This window comes from Flavobacterium sp. GW823-FHT06G12 (assembly GCF_058794775.1).
This window is the reverse complement of the sequence record NZ_JBXAHE010000005.1, coordinates 220,868-237,585: the sequence shown is the minus strand read 5'-3', so window position 1 is coordinate 237,585 and position 16,718 is coordinate 220,868. Positions and strand designations below refer to the sequence as shown.

At 31.5% G+C, this 16,718-nt stretch carries 17 protein-coding genes and 1 tRNA gene; 11 read left to right on the top strand and 7 right to left on the bottom strand.

What is annotated here, in order from left to right; translation table 11 throughout:
- Positions 1–21: 21 nt before the first annotated feature.
- Entirely contained in the window at positions 22–1,095 is a 1,074-nt protein-coding gene (locus tag AC1Q5Z_RS19425) for an NAD(P)/FAD-dependent oxidoreductase (RefSeq protein WP_278022681.1), read from the top strand.
- On the opposite strand, the gene AC1Q5Z_RS19420 is transcribed toward AC1Q5Z_RS19425, so the two are convergent.
- Entirely contained in the window at positions 1,076–1,459 is a 384-nt protein-coding gene (locus AC1Q5Z_RS19420) for a DUF983 domain-containing protein (RefSeq protein WP_198854308.1), read from the bottom strand. The genes AC1Q5Z_RS19425 and AC1Q5Z_RS19420 overlap by 20 nt on opposite strands.
- A 377-nt stretch (positions 1,460–1,836) precedes the next feature.
- Between AC1Q5Z_RS19420 and AC1Q5Z_RS19415 the strand changes: the two genes are divergently transcribed.
- Positions 1,837–3,756, top strand: a complete 1,920-nt coding sequence (locus AC1Q5Z_RS19415; protein ID WP_198854307.1) for an ABC-F family ATP-binding cassette domain-containing protein — start codon at positions 1,837–1,839, stop codon at positions 3,754–3,756.
- Between the two features lie 234 nt (positions 3,757–3,990).
- Here AC1Q5Z_RS19415 and AC1Q5Z_RS19410 read toward each other — a convergent pair whose 3' ends face one another.
- On the bottom strand, positions 3,991–4,953 hold the full coding sequence (locus tag AC1Q5Z_RS19410) for an App1 family protein phosphatidate phosphatase (RefSeq protein WP_492446476.1): 963 nt from the start codon (positions 4,951–4,953) through the stop codon (positions 3,991–3,993).
- Between the two features lie 61 nt (positions 4,954–5,014).
- Between AC1Q5Z_RS19410 and AC1Q5Z_RS19405 the strand changes: the two genes are divergently transcribed.
- Positions 5,015–5,884, top strand: a complete 870-nt coding sequence (locus tag AC1Q5Z_RS19405; RefSeq protein WP_492446474.1) for a diacylglycerol/lipid kinase family protein — start codon at positions 5,015–5,017, stop codon at positions 5,882–5,884.
- Positions 5,885–5,897: 13 nt separating this feature from the next.
- Here AC1Q5Z_RS19405 and AC1Q5Z_RS19400 read toward each other — a convergent pair whose 3' ends face one another.
- Positions 5,898–7,043 (bottom strand): peptidogalycan biosysnthesis protein, encoded by a 1,146-nt coding sequence (locus tag AC1Q5Z_RS19400; RefSeq protein WP_492446472.1) that lies wholly within the window; start codon positions 7,041–7,043, stop codon positions 5,898–5,900.
- Between the two features lie 119 nt (positions 7,044–7,162).
- Positions 7,163–7,651 (bottom strand): DUF1761 domain-containing protein, encoded by a 489-nt coding sequence (locus tag AC1Q5Z_RS19395; protein WP_198854303.1) that lies wholly within the window; start codon positions 7,649–7,651, stop codon positions 7,163–7,165.
- A gap of 179 nt (positions 7,652–7,830) precedes the next feature.
- On the opposite strand from AC1Q5Z_RS19395, the gene AC1Q5Z_RS19390 reads away from it, so the two are divergent.
- Both AC1Q5Z_RS19390 and AC1Q5Z_RS19385 read left to right on the top strand, forming a co-directional pair.
- On the top strand, positions 7,831–8,673 hold the full coding sequence (locus AC1Q5Z_RS19390; protein ID WP_492446470.1) for a leucine-rich repeat domain-containing protein: 843 nt from the start codon (positions 7,831–7,833) through the stop codon (positions 8,671–8,673).
- Positions 8,674–8,907: 234 nt separating this feature from the next.
- A complete protein-coding gene (locus AC1Q5Z_RS19385; protein WP_278022676.1) occupies positions 8,908–9,213 on the top strand; it encodes a hypothetical protein in 306 nt (101 codons plus the stop codon).
- A gap of 108 nt (positions 9,214–9,321) precedes the next feature.
- Here AC1Q5Z_RS19385 and AC1Q5Z_RS19380 read toward each other — a convergent pair whose 3' ends face one another.
- Positions 9,322–10,581 carry an outer membrane protein assembly factor BamB family protein gene (locus tag AC1Q5Z_RS19380; RefSeq protein WP_492446468.1) on the bottom strand — a complete coding sequence of 420 codons (1,260 nt, stop codon included), beginning with the start codon at positions 10,579–10,581 and terminating at the stop codon, positions 9,322–9,324.
- 167 nt (positions 10,582–10,748) lie between these two features.
- Positions 10,749–10,820, bottom strand: a tRNA-Glu gene (locus AC1Q5Z_RS19375).
- Between the two features lie 788 nt (positions 10,821–11,608).
- Here AC1Q5Z_RS19375 and AC1Q5Z_RS19370 point away from each other — a divergent pair.
- From AC1Q5Z_RS19370 to AC1Q5Z_RS19345, 6 genes are all read left to right on the top strand, one after another.
- Positions 11,609–12,133 carry a CAP domain-containing protein gene (locus tag AC1Q5Z_RS19370; RefSeq protein WP_492446466.1) on the top strand — a complete coding sequence of 175 codons (525 nt, stop codon included), beginning with the start codon at positions 11,609–11,611 and terminating at the stop codon, positions 12,131–12,133.
- A gap of 166 nt (positions 12,134–12,299) precedes the next feature.
- A complete protein-coding gene (locus AC1Q5Z_RS19365; RefSeq protein WP_343587390.1) occupies positions 12,300–13,100 on the top strand; it encodes an SDR family NAD(P)-dependent oxidoreductase in 801 nt (266 codons plus the stop codon).
- 93 nt (positions 13,101–13,193) lie between these two features.
- A complete protein-coding gene (locus tag AC1Q5Z_RS19360; RefSeq protein ID WP_198854296.1) occupies positions 13,194–13,574 on the top strand; it encodes a nuclear transport factor 2 family protein in 381 nt (126 codons plus the stop codon).
- A 38-nt stretch (positions 13,575–13,612) separates the two neighbouring features.
- Positions 13,613–13,867 (top strand): hypothetical protein, encoded by a 255-nt coding sequence (locus AC1Q5Z_RS19355; protein WP_492446463.1) that lies wholly within the window; start codon positions 13,613–13,615, stop codon positions 13,865–13,867.
- Positions 13,868–14,310: 443 nt separating this feature from the next.
- On the top strand, positions 14,311–15,699 hold the full coding sequence (locus tag AC1Q5Z_RS19350) for a serine hydrolase (RefSeq protein ID WP_492446462.1): 1,389 nt from the start codon (positions 14,311–14,313) through the stop codon (positions 15,697–15,699).
- Positions 15,700–15,870: 171 nt separating this feature from the next.
- Positions 15,871–16,509 (top strand): hypothetical protein, encoded by a 639-nt coding sequence (locus tag AC1Q5Z_RS19345; RefSeq protein WP_492446460.1) that lies wholly within the window; start codon positions 15,871–15,873, stop codon positions 16,507–16,509.
- On the opposite strand, the gene AC1Q5Z_RS19340 is transcribed toward AC1Q5Z_RS19345, so the two are convergent.
- Positions 16,480–16,710: a GIY-YIG nuclease family protein gene (locus AC1Q5Z_RS19340; RefSeq protein WP_492446459.1), complete on the bottom strand. Its 231-nt coding sequence runs from the start codon at positions 16,708–16,710 to the stop codon at positions 16,480–16,482. The two genes, AC1Q5Z_RS19345 and AC1Q5Z_RS19340, sit on opposite strands and share 30 nt — an antisense overlap.
- Positions 16,711–16,718 lie beyond the last annotated feature (8 nt).

Sequence of the window (16,718 nt, the reverse complement as noted above, 5' to 3'; positions counted from 1 at the left end):
ATTTTATCTATATACTGCACAATGCTTGATTATTTAATTGTCGGATCTGGTTTGGCTGGAATTTCTTTCGCTGAAGTTGCGCTTAAAAACAATAAATCTATTTTAGTTATTGATGACAAGTCTCAGAATTCTTCTAGGATTGCTGGAGGTTTATATAATCCAGTAATTTTAAAACGTTTCAGTGAGGTTTGGAATGCGAAGGATCATTTGGTCCTGATGAATGAGTTTTATGATGTCGTGGAAGATAAATTACAAGAGAAATTTAACTTTAAGATGCCAATTCTAAGAAAGTTTTTTTCTATTGAAGAGCAAAATAATTGGTTTGCGGCTTCTGATAAAATAAACTTAGCTCCTTTTTTGTCAACCAAAATAATTACTAAGAAATATCAAGGTATTGATTCTCCTTTCGATTATGGAGAAGTTCTGCATACAGGTTATGTCAAAACAGGACAGTTATTAGAAAGTTACAGAGCATATTTAAAAGAGAATAATTTACTTCTGGAAGAATCTTTTCATAGTTCTTTTTTAGAGATTCTTGATTTAGGAATTCAATATAAAAATATTAAAGCACGCAATATCATATTTGCAGAAGGTTTTGGGTTGCATAAAAACCCTTATTTTAATTATCTTCCTTTGGATGGAACAAAAGGGGAGTTGTTTTTAATAAAAGCACCTGATTTGAAATTAGATTTAATTGTTAATACCAGTGTTTTTATTTTACCAGTAGGTGGCAATTTGTTTAAAGTTGGAGCTACTTACAATTGGCACGATAAAACAGATCTTCCTACCGAAGAAGGAAAACAAGAACTTCTAGATCGTATTAAGGAAATTATAACGTGCGATTTTGAAATTGTAAAACACTTTGCAGGAGTACGTCCTACAGTTGCAGATAGGAGACCATTAGTAGGAACTCACGAAGCGTACAGTTCTATTCACATTCTTAACGGACTAGGAACCCGTGGTGTCATGCTTGGGCCTGCCTTAGCAAAAATGTTATATGATAATATTGAATCGGGAACTCCAATAGATAAAGAAGCCGATATAAAACGTTTCCATAAAAGATATTTGAAATCTCTTATTCCTGACCGGCCTTAGGATCATAAGAAACAAACATATTAATGTATAAGTTTCTCGAAAGGCGTAATACAAAAGGGAATAAAACCACTAATGTTAGGATAATTGCAATAAACGACTGTTCTATTGTTGCTTCAAAAAAAACAAATGAAACAATAAAAGCAGCGATTCCGACAGCAACATTTAGTGCATAGCTAACGTACATTGCACCATAAAAAAACGAAGGTTCAATTTGATATTTGAATCCACAATGGCTACAATTTTCATTCATTTTGAGAACCTTACTTAAATGAAGTGGGTTTTTGTCTTCATACATACTTTCTTTTTGGCATTTTGGACAACTTCCTGTAATGATACTATTTAGCTTGGAACCTCTTTTGAACATTTTAAGTAAATTTTATGGTCTTTAATTCATCTCAATTGTATTTGGATACAGTTTGATTGGGAGAATTTATTTAAAGCAAATATAAGGTATTTTCTGGCTTTAAGCTATTTAATTAGGATGAAAACTTATAGCCTGTCTTGGTTTGATGTTGAAATATAATATTCATCTGCGCTATTTTCTTTTTCTTAAAATCTCAAATTTATACGAGGTTTTTAGTTTTTGAATTTTCCAAAAGCTATTGTTTTTCAGTATAAAAACTTCAATTAAAAGTTATACTTTTGCACTTTCAAAATTGTAGCAGGATAATTCGCTTGTTTACAGTTTATTTATTTAATGAATATAAAAGGTTTTTTAGCCTTTACTTACAGCAATACATTATGCTTAATATACACAATCTTTCTGTTTCTTTTGGAGGAACCTATTTATTTGAAGAAGTTACTTTTCGTTTAGGCGCTGGCGACCGTGTAGGTCTTGTTGGTAAAAACGGAGCAGGTAAATCTACAATGCTAAAAATGTTGGCAGGAGATTTTAAACCAGACTCAGGAGTTATTTCTCAAGAGAAAGATATTAAAATGGGATTTCTTCGTCAGGATATTGATTTTGAACAAGGAAGAACCGTTTTAGAAGAAGCATATGAAGCTTTTACAGAAATTAAAATTGTAGAGAAAAAGCTTGAAGAAATCAATCATCAATTGGTTACAAGAACCGATTATGAAAGTGAAGAATATGGTCAGATTATAGAAGATTTGTCTGATTACACACATCGTTTCGATCTTCTTGGAGGATACAATTATGTTGGTGATACAGAGAAAATTCTTTTAGGTCTTGGTTTTAAAAGAGAGGTTTTTAATAACCAAACTGAAACATTTTCTGGAGGATGGAGAATGCGTATAGAATTAGCTAAATTATTGTTACAGTCGAACGATGTATTGCTTCTGGATGAGCCAACCAACCACTTGGATATCGAAAGTATCATCTGGTTAGAGAATTTCCTTCGCAATTATCCTGGAGTTGTGGTAATCGTATCGCACGATAAAATGTTCTTGGACAATGTTACCAATAGAACAATCGAAATCTCTTTAGGAAAAGCATACGATTTTAATAAGCCATATTCTCAATATTTAGAGTTACGTCACGAAATTCGTGAGAAGCAATTGGCAACTCAAAAAAATCAGCAGAAAAAAATTGAAGAGACAGAAAAATTAATCGAGAAATTCCGTGCAAAAGCTTCAAAAGCTTCAATGGCGCAATCGCTGATTAAAAAATTAGATAAAGTAGAAAGAATCGAAGTTGACGAAGATGATAATTCAGTTATGAATATTTCTTTTCCTGTTTCTAAAGAACCTGGAAAAGTAGTTATTGAAGCTGAACATGTGACAAAAGCATACGGAGACAAAACGATTTTAAAAGATATCAGTTTATTAGTTGAAAGAGGAAGTAAAATCGCTTTTGTTGGACAAAACGGACAAGGAAAATCGACTTTCATCAAAGCGCTTGTAAACGAGTTTGAGTACCAAGGAAACATTAAATTAGGACATAATGTACAATTAGGATATTTTGCTCAAAATCAAGCTGAATATTTAGATGGAGAAATTACTTTGCTTCAAACAATGGAAGATGCGGCAACAGATACAAACCGTATGAAAGTGCGTGATATGTTAGGTTCTTTCCTTTTCCGTGGAGATGATGTTGAGAAAAAAGTAAAAGTGCTTTCTGGAGGCGAACGTAACCGTTTGGCACTTTGCAAGTTGTTGTTGCAACCAATCAATGTGTTGCTAATGGATGAGCCTACAAACCACTTAGATATTAAATCTAAAAACGTTTTGAAAGCGGCGCTTCAAAAATTCGGTGGAACTTTATTGTTGGTTTCTCACGATAGGGATTTTCTTCAAGGAATGTCTAACATCGTTTACGAATTTAAAGATCAAAAAATTAAAGAATATCTTGGTGACATCAACTTCTTCTTAGAGCAGCGCAATCTTGAAAATATGCGTGAGGTGGAGAAAAAAGATGTTATAAAAAAAGAAGCTCCAAAAGAAAAAGAAGTTGCAAAAGTATCTTATGAAGATCAGAAAAAAGGGAAAGCACTTCAGAACAGGTTAAGTAAAATTGAAAGCCAGATTCAGCAATTAGAAAAACAAATTCAGCATGACGATAAAATGCTAGAAACTAATTATGATAAACATATCGAAGATGCTTCGTTTTTTACAGCTTACAATAAAAAGAAACAAGATTTAGAACAATTGTTAATTGACTGGGAAGTTGTTTCGGAAGAGATTGATAGTTTTAATGCATAGTTTTTTTTGTTTTAAATTGCAGGTTTCAAGTTTTTTTTGACGAGTAATTTTTAACGCAAAGCACGCTAAGTTTTTATAGTTTGCATTTACAATGTACAAAGTTCGCAAAGCTTTATCGATAGACAGCTTTGCGAACTTTACGTTTTTATAAAAGCTTACAGATCAAAAAAACTTGGCGTTAAAACAGTCATTCTGTTCAAAACTTGAAACTTGAAACTTGAAACTTGAAACAAACTACTTAATAATTCCAATAGATCTAGAGTGTTCAATTGCTTTGCTGCTTTCTTTAAAATAACAAACAGAAACATTCAGACTCTCTAAATTTTTAAGGATTTTTTTTACTTCATTTTTCTGAGTTTTACCAGTCTGTCTAATATAAACGGCAATAACTGTAACGGGAAATATTTTACAGATTCTTTCATAAAGCATTGGATCGTGCTGAGAATCATCGCCCATTAAAACATATTTTAGAGTAGGATAGAATTCTACTACATGTTTGATTTTTTCGAATTTATGATCATGATTTCCTCTTCCGCTCATAAAGAAATCGGTGATTCCTCTTTTAATATCTTTTAAAAGAAAAACTGCTTTTGGCAAATGATTTATTTTAGTGAATTTGGCAATAAATCGATATAAATTCCATTCGCTGCTAGAGATGAAGAAAAAGGCATTTACTTCTTCTAGATTGTCTCTTCCAGCAGAACTTAAAGCTTGATAATGAGCTACGACATCTTTAAAAACTTTGCGGTCATTTACATTTCTAAATAATAAATTATAAAGTTTTCGAAAAAAGTTATTTGTGTGCGAAATCAGAAAAGTATCATCAATATCAGATATAATTCCGAGTTTTCCTTTGTGAGGTCTTATGAAAGTGCCTTTGCATGCAACGGTCTCGTCTTTATATTTCAAGCTTACCTCATAAGGCATCCATCCAAAATGAGTTTCTTTTTCTAGCGGAATGCAAAAATTAAAAAAACCATCATCTAATGTTTTGGTATGAATTATTTCATTATTATAGTGAAGATAAACATCAAAATTTTTAATGGTTTTTATTCTGAATAATTTAAGGACAGAGGTAGCATTTTTTAATTTTCTTTTTTCAAAATTGTATTTATGCTCTCTCTTTAAAACGTGTCCCATTACAATTAACTCTTGCTCATTTGCATAACCACGATATAATTGTAGAATTGGTTTCATTAATTACGTATATTTATGTAACTGTAAATTACTCAATTTAATTGGTTTTAAAAATAAAATTTTGAAAAAGAATATACTGTTTGTTGTAAATCCTATTTCTGGAGACTTGGATAAATCGGATTTGATTGATGCTGTAGAAACCTTTGCCGTAATAAATCATTTTGATCTGAAAGTGTATGAAACAACTGGAAATAACGATTTAAAAACAATACAATCTTTATACGATGAATCTCGGCCAGAGCGAATTATTGTTGCTGGAGGCGATGGAACTATAAAAATGGTTGCCGAAGCAATGGAAGAGCAAGATGTTATAATCGGGATTTTGCCTGCAGGTTCGGCAAATGGACTTTCTGTTGACTTAAATCTTCCTAATGGAATAGAAGAGAACCTTAAAATAGCGTTTTTGCATCATTATATCGAAATGGATATGATTTGCATCAACGGTAAAAAAAGTATCCATTTGAGCGATCTTGGGTTAAATGCAAATCTGGTTAAAAATTATGAACAGAGTGATGTTCGAGGATTTTGGGGTTATGCATTGCAAGCTTTTACAACGCTGAAAGAATCAGAAGAACCATTTGTCGCAACAATTTCAGCAAACAATAAAACAGTTCAGCATGTTGCAAGAATGATTGTAATTGCTAATTCGCAGAAATATGGAACCGGAGTCATTATTAATCCAAATGGAGCTATGAATGATGGGAAGTTTGAATTGGTGATTTTGAAAAGTCTTGATTTGCTTTTAATTGGAAAAATTATAACTGGAAATATGCCAATTGATTCTGATGACATTGTGATTATTTCGACCGATAAAGCAGAAATAAAAACAGATTATCCTGTTAATTTTCAAATCGATGGAGAATATTGCGGAGCGCAGACTTCTTTAAAAATTGATATTCTGCACAAGCAAATGAAAATTGCAGTTCCTTAATTTTGATTGAATTTTATTTAAAAGGATTACGTTCCTGCCATTCGGTTTTAGGTTCTAGATAATTAAAAAATCTAGAAATGTTATGATTAATCAAAGCATTGCTATGTGTAATTAAGCCATACATCTTTACAGGTTTGGCGCCAACAGAGCTTTTGATTTCGAGTGCGGTTCTAGCAAAAACAATTTCTTTGAATCCTTTCTTGATAGAATAAGCAATCATGTCATAAAGCATGTTTAAGTACAGCATTTTTTCACGCTGAACACTTTCATCATAACCTAAAAAATACGTATCCATTACATCGCCGTTTTTGATTAAAGTGTTGAAACCGATTAGCTTTTTGTCTATGAAATAACCATAAAGAAGAAAGTTTTCTCCCATAATTTCTTTAAAAAAACTAAAATGATTTCGAGCCAGAAAAAAAGTATTGAAAGGAGCATTTTTTGCAACATGAAAATACAAATCGTAAATTACATCTTCGTATTGTTTAATGTCAGAAAGAGACATTTGCTGTTTTACAATTCCTTCCGATTTTTTTCGAGCGCGTTTGTACTGATCACGATATTTTTTAGATAAAGCATCAATATAATCTTGTTCTGTTTTCCAGTTTTTGTTGATTTCGAAAATCATATTCGGCTGTGTAGAAAACGTATAATTATTTTTGAATTCAGCTTGAAGCGGTTCGATTTCTTTTGCTGTAAAATCTTTTATGCTTGTAATATGAACTTTTTTTCCGCTTTCTTTTAACTCCTTTTTAAGCTGATTAATCGCTTTATGAAGTGTTTTAATTGCTTTCGATTCTTTGATTGTTTTATCAAAAATAAAAGCATTCTGGCCAGTAAGCATGTTGTTTCCGACAAATAAAACGTGCGAAGCAAAATTCTTTAAAGCAAAATTACGAACAGAGGTTTTTAAGCATTTGTCGCGTTCGCCAAAAGACTCGAGTTTTTCTGCAAATAAAAACTGCGTTAAAACAATTCCGATTAATTTTTCTTCTTCAAAAAGTCCAATAAAATGACAAGTCATATTTACTGGAGAAGAATTTTCCAGAACTTCGAGATATTCTCGTGTCAAAAAAATGTTGTTTGCTGCTAGCGAGTTCCATTCTAAAGGCAATAACGATGCGCTTTTATAAATTTGGAAAGAATATGTTGTATTCAAAAGAGTGAGCTAATTTCTTCAAAATTAGATAATATTTGCAATAACTAACGGAGTTTGAGCTATTATTTGAGAAAAACCCGTTTGAGTTATCTTTCCAAACGGGTTTGAGTATTTTTTATTTAAGCAAATCCGCAGATAATTCCTCCCATAAGAGTTAAGGTAAGCATCCAGTATCCAGCGTGAATAAAAATATATTTCCAAGATTTTCTTTCGAATAAACCATTAATTCCAATTAGCGGAAACGCAAAAAACAATCCAGACATAAAACCATGAAGAGCGCCATGTTTGAAAGTTCTGTAAGCCATTCCGTAATCTGCCATAAAAGCTGCAAATGAAGGTTTTGCACTATCCATTAATGGTGGTCCGCCAACCATTCCGATTGCGCCAGATTGATGGATGGTTAGCGACATTAAAGTCATTGTAATCATTAAAGAAAAGAGGTAAGTCAATCCGAAGATTTTAAGCATATTTCCTTTTCTTAATTCCTCTTGGGTAAGATTGTTTTCCTTCATCCAGATAGTTCCGAATACTTTTGGGCTGTACCAGATAAAACCAGTTACTAGTGTTACAATTGCTGCAATAAATAAGGCAACGAAGTTAATTTGCATAATATGAGGTTTTTAGAATTAGTTAGTCAAATGTAGTTAAAATAAACGCAGATTTTATGAAATATTATAAAGTAGTTTAAATCTTACTAATTATTTTTTTATTAACAGTTTATCGATATTTAGCGTATTATAGCTATGAATTATATAATTTTACGATTGTAACAAATCCCAAATCTGTTATGAAAATTTTAATTACATTTTCTTTAGTGTTTGCTTTTTCGCTAAGTGTTTTGGCAGATACCATTTCGGATAAAGAAAAAGAAGCGCTTATAAAATTATATCACGCAACAAATGGTTTGGAGTGGAAAACAAAGTGGGATTTAAATCTGCCGGTTTCTACTTGGTATGGGGTTAAAACTCAAAATGGAAAAGTAGTGGCACTTAATTTAGCAGATAATAATCTGCAAGGCGAATTGCCCGAAGCTTTTTACGATCTTGTAAATTTAGAATCGCTAAATCTGGAGAAGAATAAAATTGAAGGGAGTTTGTCTCCTTCGGTTTTTAATTTGAAAGAATTAGAATTGCTCAATATTGCTAATAATAAATTGTCTGGCGTAATTCCGGCTTCAATTTGTCAATTAGCAAAATTGAAAGACTTGGAGCTTTTTATGAATGCTATTTCAGGAGAGCTTCCGTCAGAAATTGGAAAGTTGAATAAGTTGGAAATTTTAGCAGTTTTTAATAACGAAATTAACGGAAAACTGCCTGTTTCGATTTATAAAATTTCTGGATTAAAAGTGTTGCTTTTGAATAATAATAAGCTTTCAGGAAGTTTGACCAATGAAATTATGAATTTGAATGCGCTGCAGAATTTCAGTTTGTTTGATAATGATTTTACAGGAGCGATTCCGATAGAAATTGAAAAGCTTGCCAATCTGAAAGAATTGAATCTTTCGTACAATAAGTTTACAGGCGAAGTTTCAAAAAAAATAGCACTATTAGATGTGTTGAATATGACAATGATGGATGAGAACGGAAATCCATTTTTATTAGAAATAAACCAAGAAAATAAATTACAATAGTTTACCAAAACCAATCGATGCTTATGAATGAATTTTACATTTAGTTAATTGTTAAAACCGTAATTCCTTACGGTTTTCGTTTTTTTAGACTTTAAGGTTTCTTAAAAAAATAACATATAATTTAGAAAGGATTTTTTATGTTTGTCTTAAATTTTTATAACTTTAATAAAAGTATCTAGAGAATCAAAAGCCAAGTAATAGGCGGTAGTACTAATCATTTAATAAAAAGAAATCATGACGCTACAATATCAGGGAGAACAATACGGAAAACCAACAACTTTTACAATTAGAATTATTGGTAACAACTTGTCAAAAAGCAGTTCAAACTACCAGATTGATCTTTTGGTAGGAGATAAAAAATTGCCAACATTTACAAGCGAAATCCACCAAAGCCTTTCTAATTGTTTGAAAGAAATTTATTTGTTTAGAAAACACAACGGAATCCAATTTGACGAGTCAACAGAGAAGATAGTTTCGCTTTATGTTCCTTATGATAAAGTTTTGTATAGCTACAATAAATATGCTTTGTTTAGAGCATAATTTTTCTCAAAAATAAGATAGTAAAAAGACCATTTATAATGGTCTTTTTTATTTGTTGCAATCAAATAAAAAAAGAAGCTTTTTCATTTGAAAAAGCTTCTTTTTTTATTATCGAATTATCTTTAAATAAGCGCTATAAGGATTGTCTGTAATTGAGGTGCGCATATAATATACATTTTCGTCTTTTTCTTTTAAATCGAACTGAATTAATCCTGCGTCGCAATAGTAATAAAGCAAGTTGTCATCATTTGGAAATTCAATGTTTGAAATAGGCAGCGTAGTTAGCTTTTCTTCAAAAGCCATTTCGCCGTTTGATAAGTCTAATTCAAAAAGTTTCTTTTTTTGCGTGTATCCCCAAAGATTATCAACTTCTTTAACTATATATTCAACATTGTCACCCTTAAAATTTGTTTTCCAAAGCTGAGTTCCTGTTTTAGAATCAACAGCATAAATAGAGGAAACTTCTGGGCCTTGTGCTGCAAAATATAGTTTTTTGTCGTGGCAAACTATGCGTTCTTTAACGTTGTTTTGGTTTTCGTCTATTTTAAATTGCCATAAAACATCCAAGCTGTTTGGTTTTAATGCGTAGAGCCAATTTTTGTCGCCAGCTATAAAAACACTTTCTCCGTCAGTAACTGGTTTTCCAGTCATAGTTTCGTCAAAACTTTTTTGGTTTAGCAATTTGCCTGTATTGGCTTCAAAACAATACACATTGTTTCCGCTTTGGGTGAAAATCTTATTGTCGAAAAATAATGGCTCTATGTCGTTGTTTGGCGTATCTAATTTGTAGTTCCAAGCCAAGCTTCCATCTTTTAAGTCTAAAGCGTATAAATTACTGCTCTGATTTTGATTTTGAGCCGTTATAAATAATTTTCCGTTAGCAATAATTGGAGTTTGATCTTTTAGAACAATCTGATCTTTGATGTTGCCTAATCTTGATTTCCAAAAAATAGCGCCCGTTCCGTTATCTACAGCATAAATTTCGCCATTAACAAACGGAATATATACAACTCCGTCTTGTATCGTTATTTTATTGGCACACATTTCAGAATTAGCATCCGAAGCTTTTACGGTCCAAACAATACTTTCAACTTCCAGATCCCATGAAAAAAGAGAACCGTCGTAGTCGTAAATTAAAATAGAAGTATCGTCTAAAGAGATTTTTTTTAGCTGTTTTAGAGACTTGTTAGTAACAGCTTCTTCTGCAGGTAATTTGCTGTTGGTATAATTGGTTTTACTGGCGGGTGCTTGTGCAGATATATTTGCAAAGACGAATACAAATAAAAGGGCTGTTAATTTGTGTTTCATTTTAAGATTTGGGTTGATTTTTTTTGATTGTTTCTTATAATCTGAAATTACTTCATTCATAACTTCTTGTTTGCTTTGTTATTGTGTTTGCTGTTTTTGCATTTCTATTTATTGCTAATTTGTAGGTTTTGTGCGTCTCAATAGTCTTTTTAAAAACTCGAACATTTAACGAAGTAAATATAAACAAAAAAAGCTCCAGATTTCTCTAGAGCTTTTGGCTTATTAAGTAGTCCGTGGGGGAATCGAACCCCCCTTACCAGGATGAAAACCTGGCGTCCTAACCGATAGACGAACGGACCTGCTTTGTTATTGCGGGTGCAAAAGTGCAACTATTTTTGAGATGTACAAAGGATTTTGAGAAAAATTTTTAATTTTTTTTTGATGAAAAAGCATTTTAGGCAATCAATATTGGTGTGTTAGTCGAGTTAGTGTATTTGTATTTGTTTGATTAATAAAAAGTTGTTGTGAGATTATGTGGGTAAAATGTTTAACTCTTTAAGGAAAAATATTTTTTCTAAATATTGAATAATTTTGTTTTTGAAAGAATAATCTCTCTCTCATTCTGTCAAAATTTAGAGTTCAAATAGGGGAATAATTGTCTTCCTAATTTTTAACAGATGTATTTGACTGGATAAATACGTTCGTTATTTTTCATTTACGTACTTATAAATTTGTCTAATAGAAAAAAGTATGATTATAAAATGAGAAAAGTTTCTATTGAGGATTAAAACTTATGTTTTCAAGTGTTCAACCGAAAAGCAGTGCAAATGTCTGCGACTTTGCGTTTTTTTTAAATATAGAACTCCTAAAAAATCTCTAGTTTTTACAGGAATGTTTTGATGAAATTATTACAAAAGGTTTTTGGTATGTAAACTATAAAGTAAGTTCATTTTTGAATACTATTTTGTGGTTTTATTTTAAGATCAAGTTTGTAGTGAGAATTTTATAATTGCTTCATTTGTAGTTGACTTGTTGCGTGTTTTAAGTCTTATTGTGTTGTTTTTTAGTCTTTTACAGGGGTTCTGTTGCTTTTTATAACCTGAAATTTGCACCATCAAATAATAGACTTAAAAACAAAGCTTCTGTTTTGCAACATAAGCAATATGAGGCAAAAATGAAAAAAACATTGCAAAAAGGATTATTGATAGCATTTGTCTTGATTATAAATGCTTGTTCTGCTGATTCCTCTGAAGGGATGCAAACGAATTATAAAGATGAAATTATGGCGAACTATACTTATAGTGCTGTAGAATTGGAAACGATGAAATTAATAAATGATTATAGGATGTCAAGAGGATTGGATTCTATACAAGTAAAAGATTATCTTTCTTTCAAGGCTGAAGAACATGATAATAATATGATCGAAAGCAATTTGGTAAGCCATAATGATTTTGTAAGTCGATCTGAAAATATAAGAAGAGTATTGGGGGCAAAAAATGTAGGCGAAAATGTTGGATACAATTATCAGTCTCCAGAAGGTGTTTTAAATGGATGGTTAAATAGTCCAGAACATAAAAAAATTATTGAGGGAGATTTTAATTATTTTGGCATTTCGATGAGGATAAGTCCTAATGGTAAAAAATATTACACTAATATTTTTGCAAAAATTTAGAAGCTTATGTTTTACAATGCATCCAACTGAAAAGCTGCGTAAGCGTCTCTGGACTGTCCCAAAAAAGTTAGACACTATTTGTGAGCGTAAGAGTGAGAAAGTCTTGTTTTTTGTTATTATGTGGTTTGTAATGAATAAGTTATATCTTTAGGGTAAACATTGTAAAATGACAAAAGCGAAAGAAGAAGTAATATGGATAACAGGCGCTTCATCTGGCATTGGAAAATCAATGGCTTTTGAATGGAGCAGATTAGGATATAAAGTTGTTCTTTCGTCAAGGCGTAAAGAATTATTGGATAAAGTTGCCGACACAATTAGAGATTCTGGCGGACAAGCATTAGTAATTCCGTGTGACATAATGGAAGAAACCTCTATTGAAAATGGAGTCCAGCAAATCATTAAAGAATGGGGGCGTTTGGATGTAGCTATAGCCAATGCTGGTTTTGGTGTTTTTGGTAGCATCGAAAACTTAACGGCTAAAGATTGGAACAGACAATTGCAAGGCAATGTTACAGGTTTGGCCTTAACGGTAAAATATGCACTGCCACATTTAAAGAAAAGCAAAGGACGAATTGGTTTAGTTGGAAGTGTAAGTGCTTATCTTCCTAATCCTAATGTTGGTGCATACGGAGCTTCGAAAGCTGCTGTAAACTCTATTGGACAGACTTTGCAGGTTGAATTAATGGGAACGGGCGTTACTTGTACCACAGTGCATCCCGGATTTGTGGTTTCGGAAATTGCACGAATTGACAATGACGGAGTCTGGCATCCTGAACAGCAAGATTTACGGCCGTCAAGTTTAATGTGGCCTACCGATAAAGCTGCAAAAGTAATGGTACAAGCTATTTTAAAACGAAAGAGAAATTACATTTTCACAGGTCATGGCAAACTTGCTGTTTGGCTGCAAAGATGGTTTCCTGGAGTGATGAGATCTATAATTTCAAAAGGTCCAAAGCCTGATTTATGATTAAAAAGCTTAAATTAAATCTATGTTAAAAAAGCGACTTTATTTCAATATTAATGTGAAATTTGTGAAATGTCTAATTAATAACAAGATGATATGGAAGGTCAAATTATAGAATTGGAAAAAAAATACTGGAACGGAGTTGAAAATAATGATTATGAAACAGTAAGAAATTTGACATTTTTTCCTTGCATAGTTGCCGGAAAAAATGGTATTCAGAGCATCAGTGAGACTGAGTTCAAAAATATGTTCGACTCTGGGCAGACCAATAAAATAAAAGTGCTGAACATCTATGATGTAAAAGAAAAACTAATTGCCGAAAATACTGCTGTAATTGGATATCGTCTCGATTTTGAGATAGTAGATCAAAGTCAAAAAGCGCCTATAAAGTGTGTCTGCACTTCTACTTGGGTTAAAGAAAACAACAAATGGGCATGTGTGATGCATACCGAAACAGAACTGGAAATAAAATCGTAATTTGGTATTGCTTTAATAATAAAATTAACCGCAATTTTATGAGTACTACATTCAATTATGAAATTTATTTTGACAAAAAAATGACAGATGAAGAATCAACGGTATTCTGTACATTAATGGAAGAAGCAACTACTAATCCGAAATTGATAATTTCGCAAGCTATAGGCGAAGATTTTGTGAAAGGATTTGTAGAATACTGTTTTAGTGGAATGGATAAAGAAAATTCGATAAAATATTTTATTCAACAAATCAATACATTGGATTATAAACTTGAAATAAAAAATTGTAATTGAGGCATCCTTTCTTCTGTTTGTCACTAACGCCAGCATCCCACCTGTGAACAAAACAATATAAAGCTTCAGAAAAAGTTTCAAAAAATAAAAAAGCTTCAGAGAAATCTGAAGCTTTTTTATTTAGTACAAGGAAGCATTCAAATAGCTAACCAGATCATCTTGGATTATCACAATATTTTAGCATGTGCTTCTTAATTTTTTCTATTCTTTTTGCTTATATAACCACTCATATTAAGTGTTAAAAAGCCTCAATCAAATTTAGTGTCCTTTTAACAGTTTGTAGCGAAAAAAATATATATTTGAGAGATAAATAATGTATGAAATTTATCACACATAGCTATCCAAATTTGGATGGCTATGTGTGGTTTTGTCACACATGTAAATAAGTTGGTGGCTATTTTTGCGAGACATCTCACCTACATTAATTAACAAAAAAATAAAAAATGAAATTAACAATTACAATTGGACTTCTTTTAATTGCACATCTTACATTTGGACAAGACAGAATTCAAAAAATTGACAGTTTGCTCAATTCACTTTATTCAAAAGAGAAAATCAATGGAAATTTTCTAATTGCAGAAAAAGGGAAAGTTATTTATAAGCATAGTTTTGGACTTGCAAACGAAACAACAAAAGAAAAATTGAACGAAAATTCGATTTTTGAATTGGCATCTTGTTCAAAGCAGTTCACAGCTATGGGGATAATGATACTTAAAGAAAAAGGGAAGTTGAATTTGGACGATGACATCAAAAAATACTTACCCGAACTTTCTTTTTATAAAGGTGTAACTGTAAGAAATTTATTGAACCATACTGGAGGTCTGCCAGACTATATGCAGCTTATGGATAGTCTATTTGATAAATCTAAAATTGCCACGAACAAAGACATAATTGATATATTTAGTAAACATCAGCCAAAAATATTATTTGAGGCAAACACTAAATGGGAATATAGCAATACGGGCTATGCACTATTGGCATCAATAATTGAGAAAGCATCAGGTATGACATACGCTGACTATCTAAAAACAGCTATTTTCCAACCGTTGAAAATGAAAAATACCTTTGTTTACAATCGTAGATTATCGCCAAAGAAAATTGACAATTATGCTTTTGGTTATGTTTACTCAGATAGTTTGAAAAAATATGTTTTACCAGACGAATTGAAAGAAACTAAAATGGTTATTTGGCTTGATGGTATTGTTGGAGACGGAACAGTCAATTCAACTGTAAACGATTTACTGATTTGGGATCGAGCATTATATACCAATAAATTACTCACAAAAGAGGGAATGAAAGCAGTTTTTGAATTAACAACTTTGAAAGACGGAGCTAAAAGGAATTATGGTTTTGGTTGGGGAATTGAAGAAAATGCTGATTTTGGAAAAATTGCAAACCATGATGGGGGTTGGCCAGGTTATGTAACTTTTATCGATAGACATCTTACAAATGATAAAACAATAATAATACTTCAAAATCACAGCAATGTTTCAATTCCTTCAAAAGCAATTAGAAATATTTTATATAATAAACCATTGCCTGCGCAAAAAATCAGAAAAGAAATTAGTATTACAACTGAAGAACTTCAAAAGTTTGTGGGGACTTATGAAGTTGAAAAAGATTTTGAAATCAAAATTTCATTAGATAAAGACCAACTATTTTCACAATTGACAGGACAAGATGCGTTCCGAATATTTGTAGAAAGTGAAATGTTATTTTTCTACAAAGTAGTAGATGCGCAAATTCAGTTTGAAAAGAACGAAAAAGGAGAAATTTCAAATTTGTTTTTATTACAGAATGGAAAAAAGATAGAAGCAAAACGGATGAAATAAAAATCCGATAACTCCAATATACGCAGATTTGCAATTTGTGGCTCCCTGCTGGTGCGAGCTTCATGCTCGTGAGCCTAAGTTTGGTTATAAAAAAAATTTTAGCATGAGCAGGACGCTCGCGCTAGCAGGGGGGAGTATTTCTTACAAAGAATCAGATAAAAGCATAGTAATATGAGAAAAAGCATGCCAATATTAATGTTACTAATTTCTATTCTATCTTTTGCACAAAAGAAAAGCAGTTGGAATGAAGTTGCAATTAAAACTTTAGACTCAATAAAAAACGAGTTAGAACCAGAACAAATCAAGTGTTTCAAATTGTTAATTTCAAAAAGAGAAGAGTACCAAACACAAAAGCGAATTGACACAACAGGTTCGACAATTTTAATAGTTGAGGGATATAATTTCTTAGAAAGAAAATATGGAATTTATGAAGATTTTCTTTTTGATAATGATCATATCTATTCTTACGAAAATGATAATAGAGAAATTGGGGTAAGCTTTAACGATTACGAAAATTTTATAGAACCTGTTCTCAATAAAAAGGTTTTGGACTCTATTCAACCAAGAAAATATAAAGCAGTTTTTGGTTGTTCACCTACTAAAAGAACAATTAGAAAGTCAAGGAAAATAATAAAAATGGCTCAAAAAGAAGGGATAATACTTGAGAAATATGTAAAAATCTTAACCTTGATTGATAATCGAACTGGAAAAATAAAAGTCTCATTTTTGATTCCGAAAGCAGGAAAAAGAGAAGTTCAAATTTTTTATGGGCCTTACTACTCAGAAAAAAAATTGGAATATTGGTTGTAGATATTTTTCTCTTTTCATTGCCTCAGATTTTGAATTAAAAAACTCAACATAAATTACTGCCCAAGGTCTATATTTTGGAGTATAACCTTTCGTTTCAATAAAATTATGAGATTTAAATCTTTCAATTAAATTGGAAGTAAACCCAGTATAAGTTTTCTTGAATTTTTCAGAATAAAGAATGTAGACAACAAATTCATCCATAATTACAA

Excerpts from the sequence above, each read along its gene's own strand:
- AC1Q5Z_RS19425 (WP_278022681.1), top strand. The coding sequence starts at position 22 with ATGCTTGATTATTTAATTGTCGGATCTGGTTTGGCTGGAATTTCTTTC.
- AC1Q5Z_RS19420 (WP_198854308.1), bottom strand. The coding sequence starts at position 1,459 with ATGTTCAAAAGAGGTTCCAAGCTAAATAGTATCATTACAGGAAGTTGT.
- AC1Q5Z_RS19415 (WP_198854307.1), top strand. The coding sequence starts at position 1,837 with ATGCTTAATATACACAATCTTTCTGTTTCTTTTGGAGGAACCTATTTA.
- AC1Q5Z_RS19410 (WP_492446476.1), bottom strand. The coding sequence starts at position 4,953 with ATGAAACCAATTCTACAATTATATCGTGGTTATGCAAATGAGCAAGAG.
- AC1Q5Z_RS19395 (WP_198854303.1), bottom strand. The coding sequence starts at position 7,651 with ATGCAAATTAACTTCGTTGCCTTATTTATTGCAGCAATTGTAACACTA.
- AC1Q5Z_RS19390 (WP_492446470.1), top strand. The coding sequence starts at position 7,831 with ATGAAAATTTTAATTACATTTTCTTTAGTGTTTGCTTTTTCGCTAAGT.
- AC1Q5Z_RS19385 (WP_278022676.1), top strand. The coding sequence starts at position 8,908 with ATGACGCTACAATATCAGGGAGAACAATACGGAAAACCAACAACTTTT.
- AC1Q5Z_RS19380 (WP_492446468.1), bottom strand. The coding sequence starts at position 10,581 with ATGAATGAAGTAATTTCAGATTATAAGAAACAATCAAAAAAAATCAAC.
- AC1Q5Z_RS19365 (WP_343587390.1), top strand. The coding sequence starts at position 12,300 with ATGACAAAAGCGAAAGAAGAAGTAATATGGATAACAGGCGCTTCATCT.
- AC1Q5Z_RS19360 (WP_198854296.1), top strand. The coding sequence starts at position 13,194 with ATGGAAGGTCAAATTATAGAATTGGAAAAAAAATACTGGAACGGAGTT.
- AC1Q5Z_RS19355 (WP_492446463.1), top strand. The coding sequence starts at position 13,613 with ATGAGTACTACATTCAATTATGAAATTTATTTTGACAAAAAAATGACA.
- AC1Q5Z_RS19350 (WP_492446462.1), top strand. The coding sequence starts at position 14,311 with ATGAAATTAACAATTACAATTGGACTTCTTTTAATTGCACATCTTACA.
- AC1Q5Z_RS19345 (WP_492446460.1), top strand. The coding sequence starts at position 15,871 with ATGAGAAAAAGCATGCCAATATTAATGTTACTAATTTCTATTCTATCT.
- AC1Q5Z_RS19340 (WP_492446459.1), bottom strand. The coding sequence starts at position 16,710 with ATGGATGAATTTGTTGTCTACATTCTTTATTCTGAAAAATTCAAGAAA.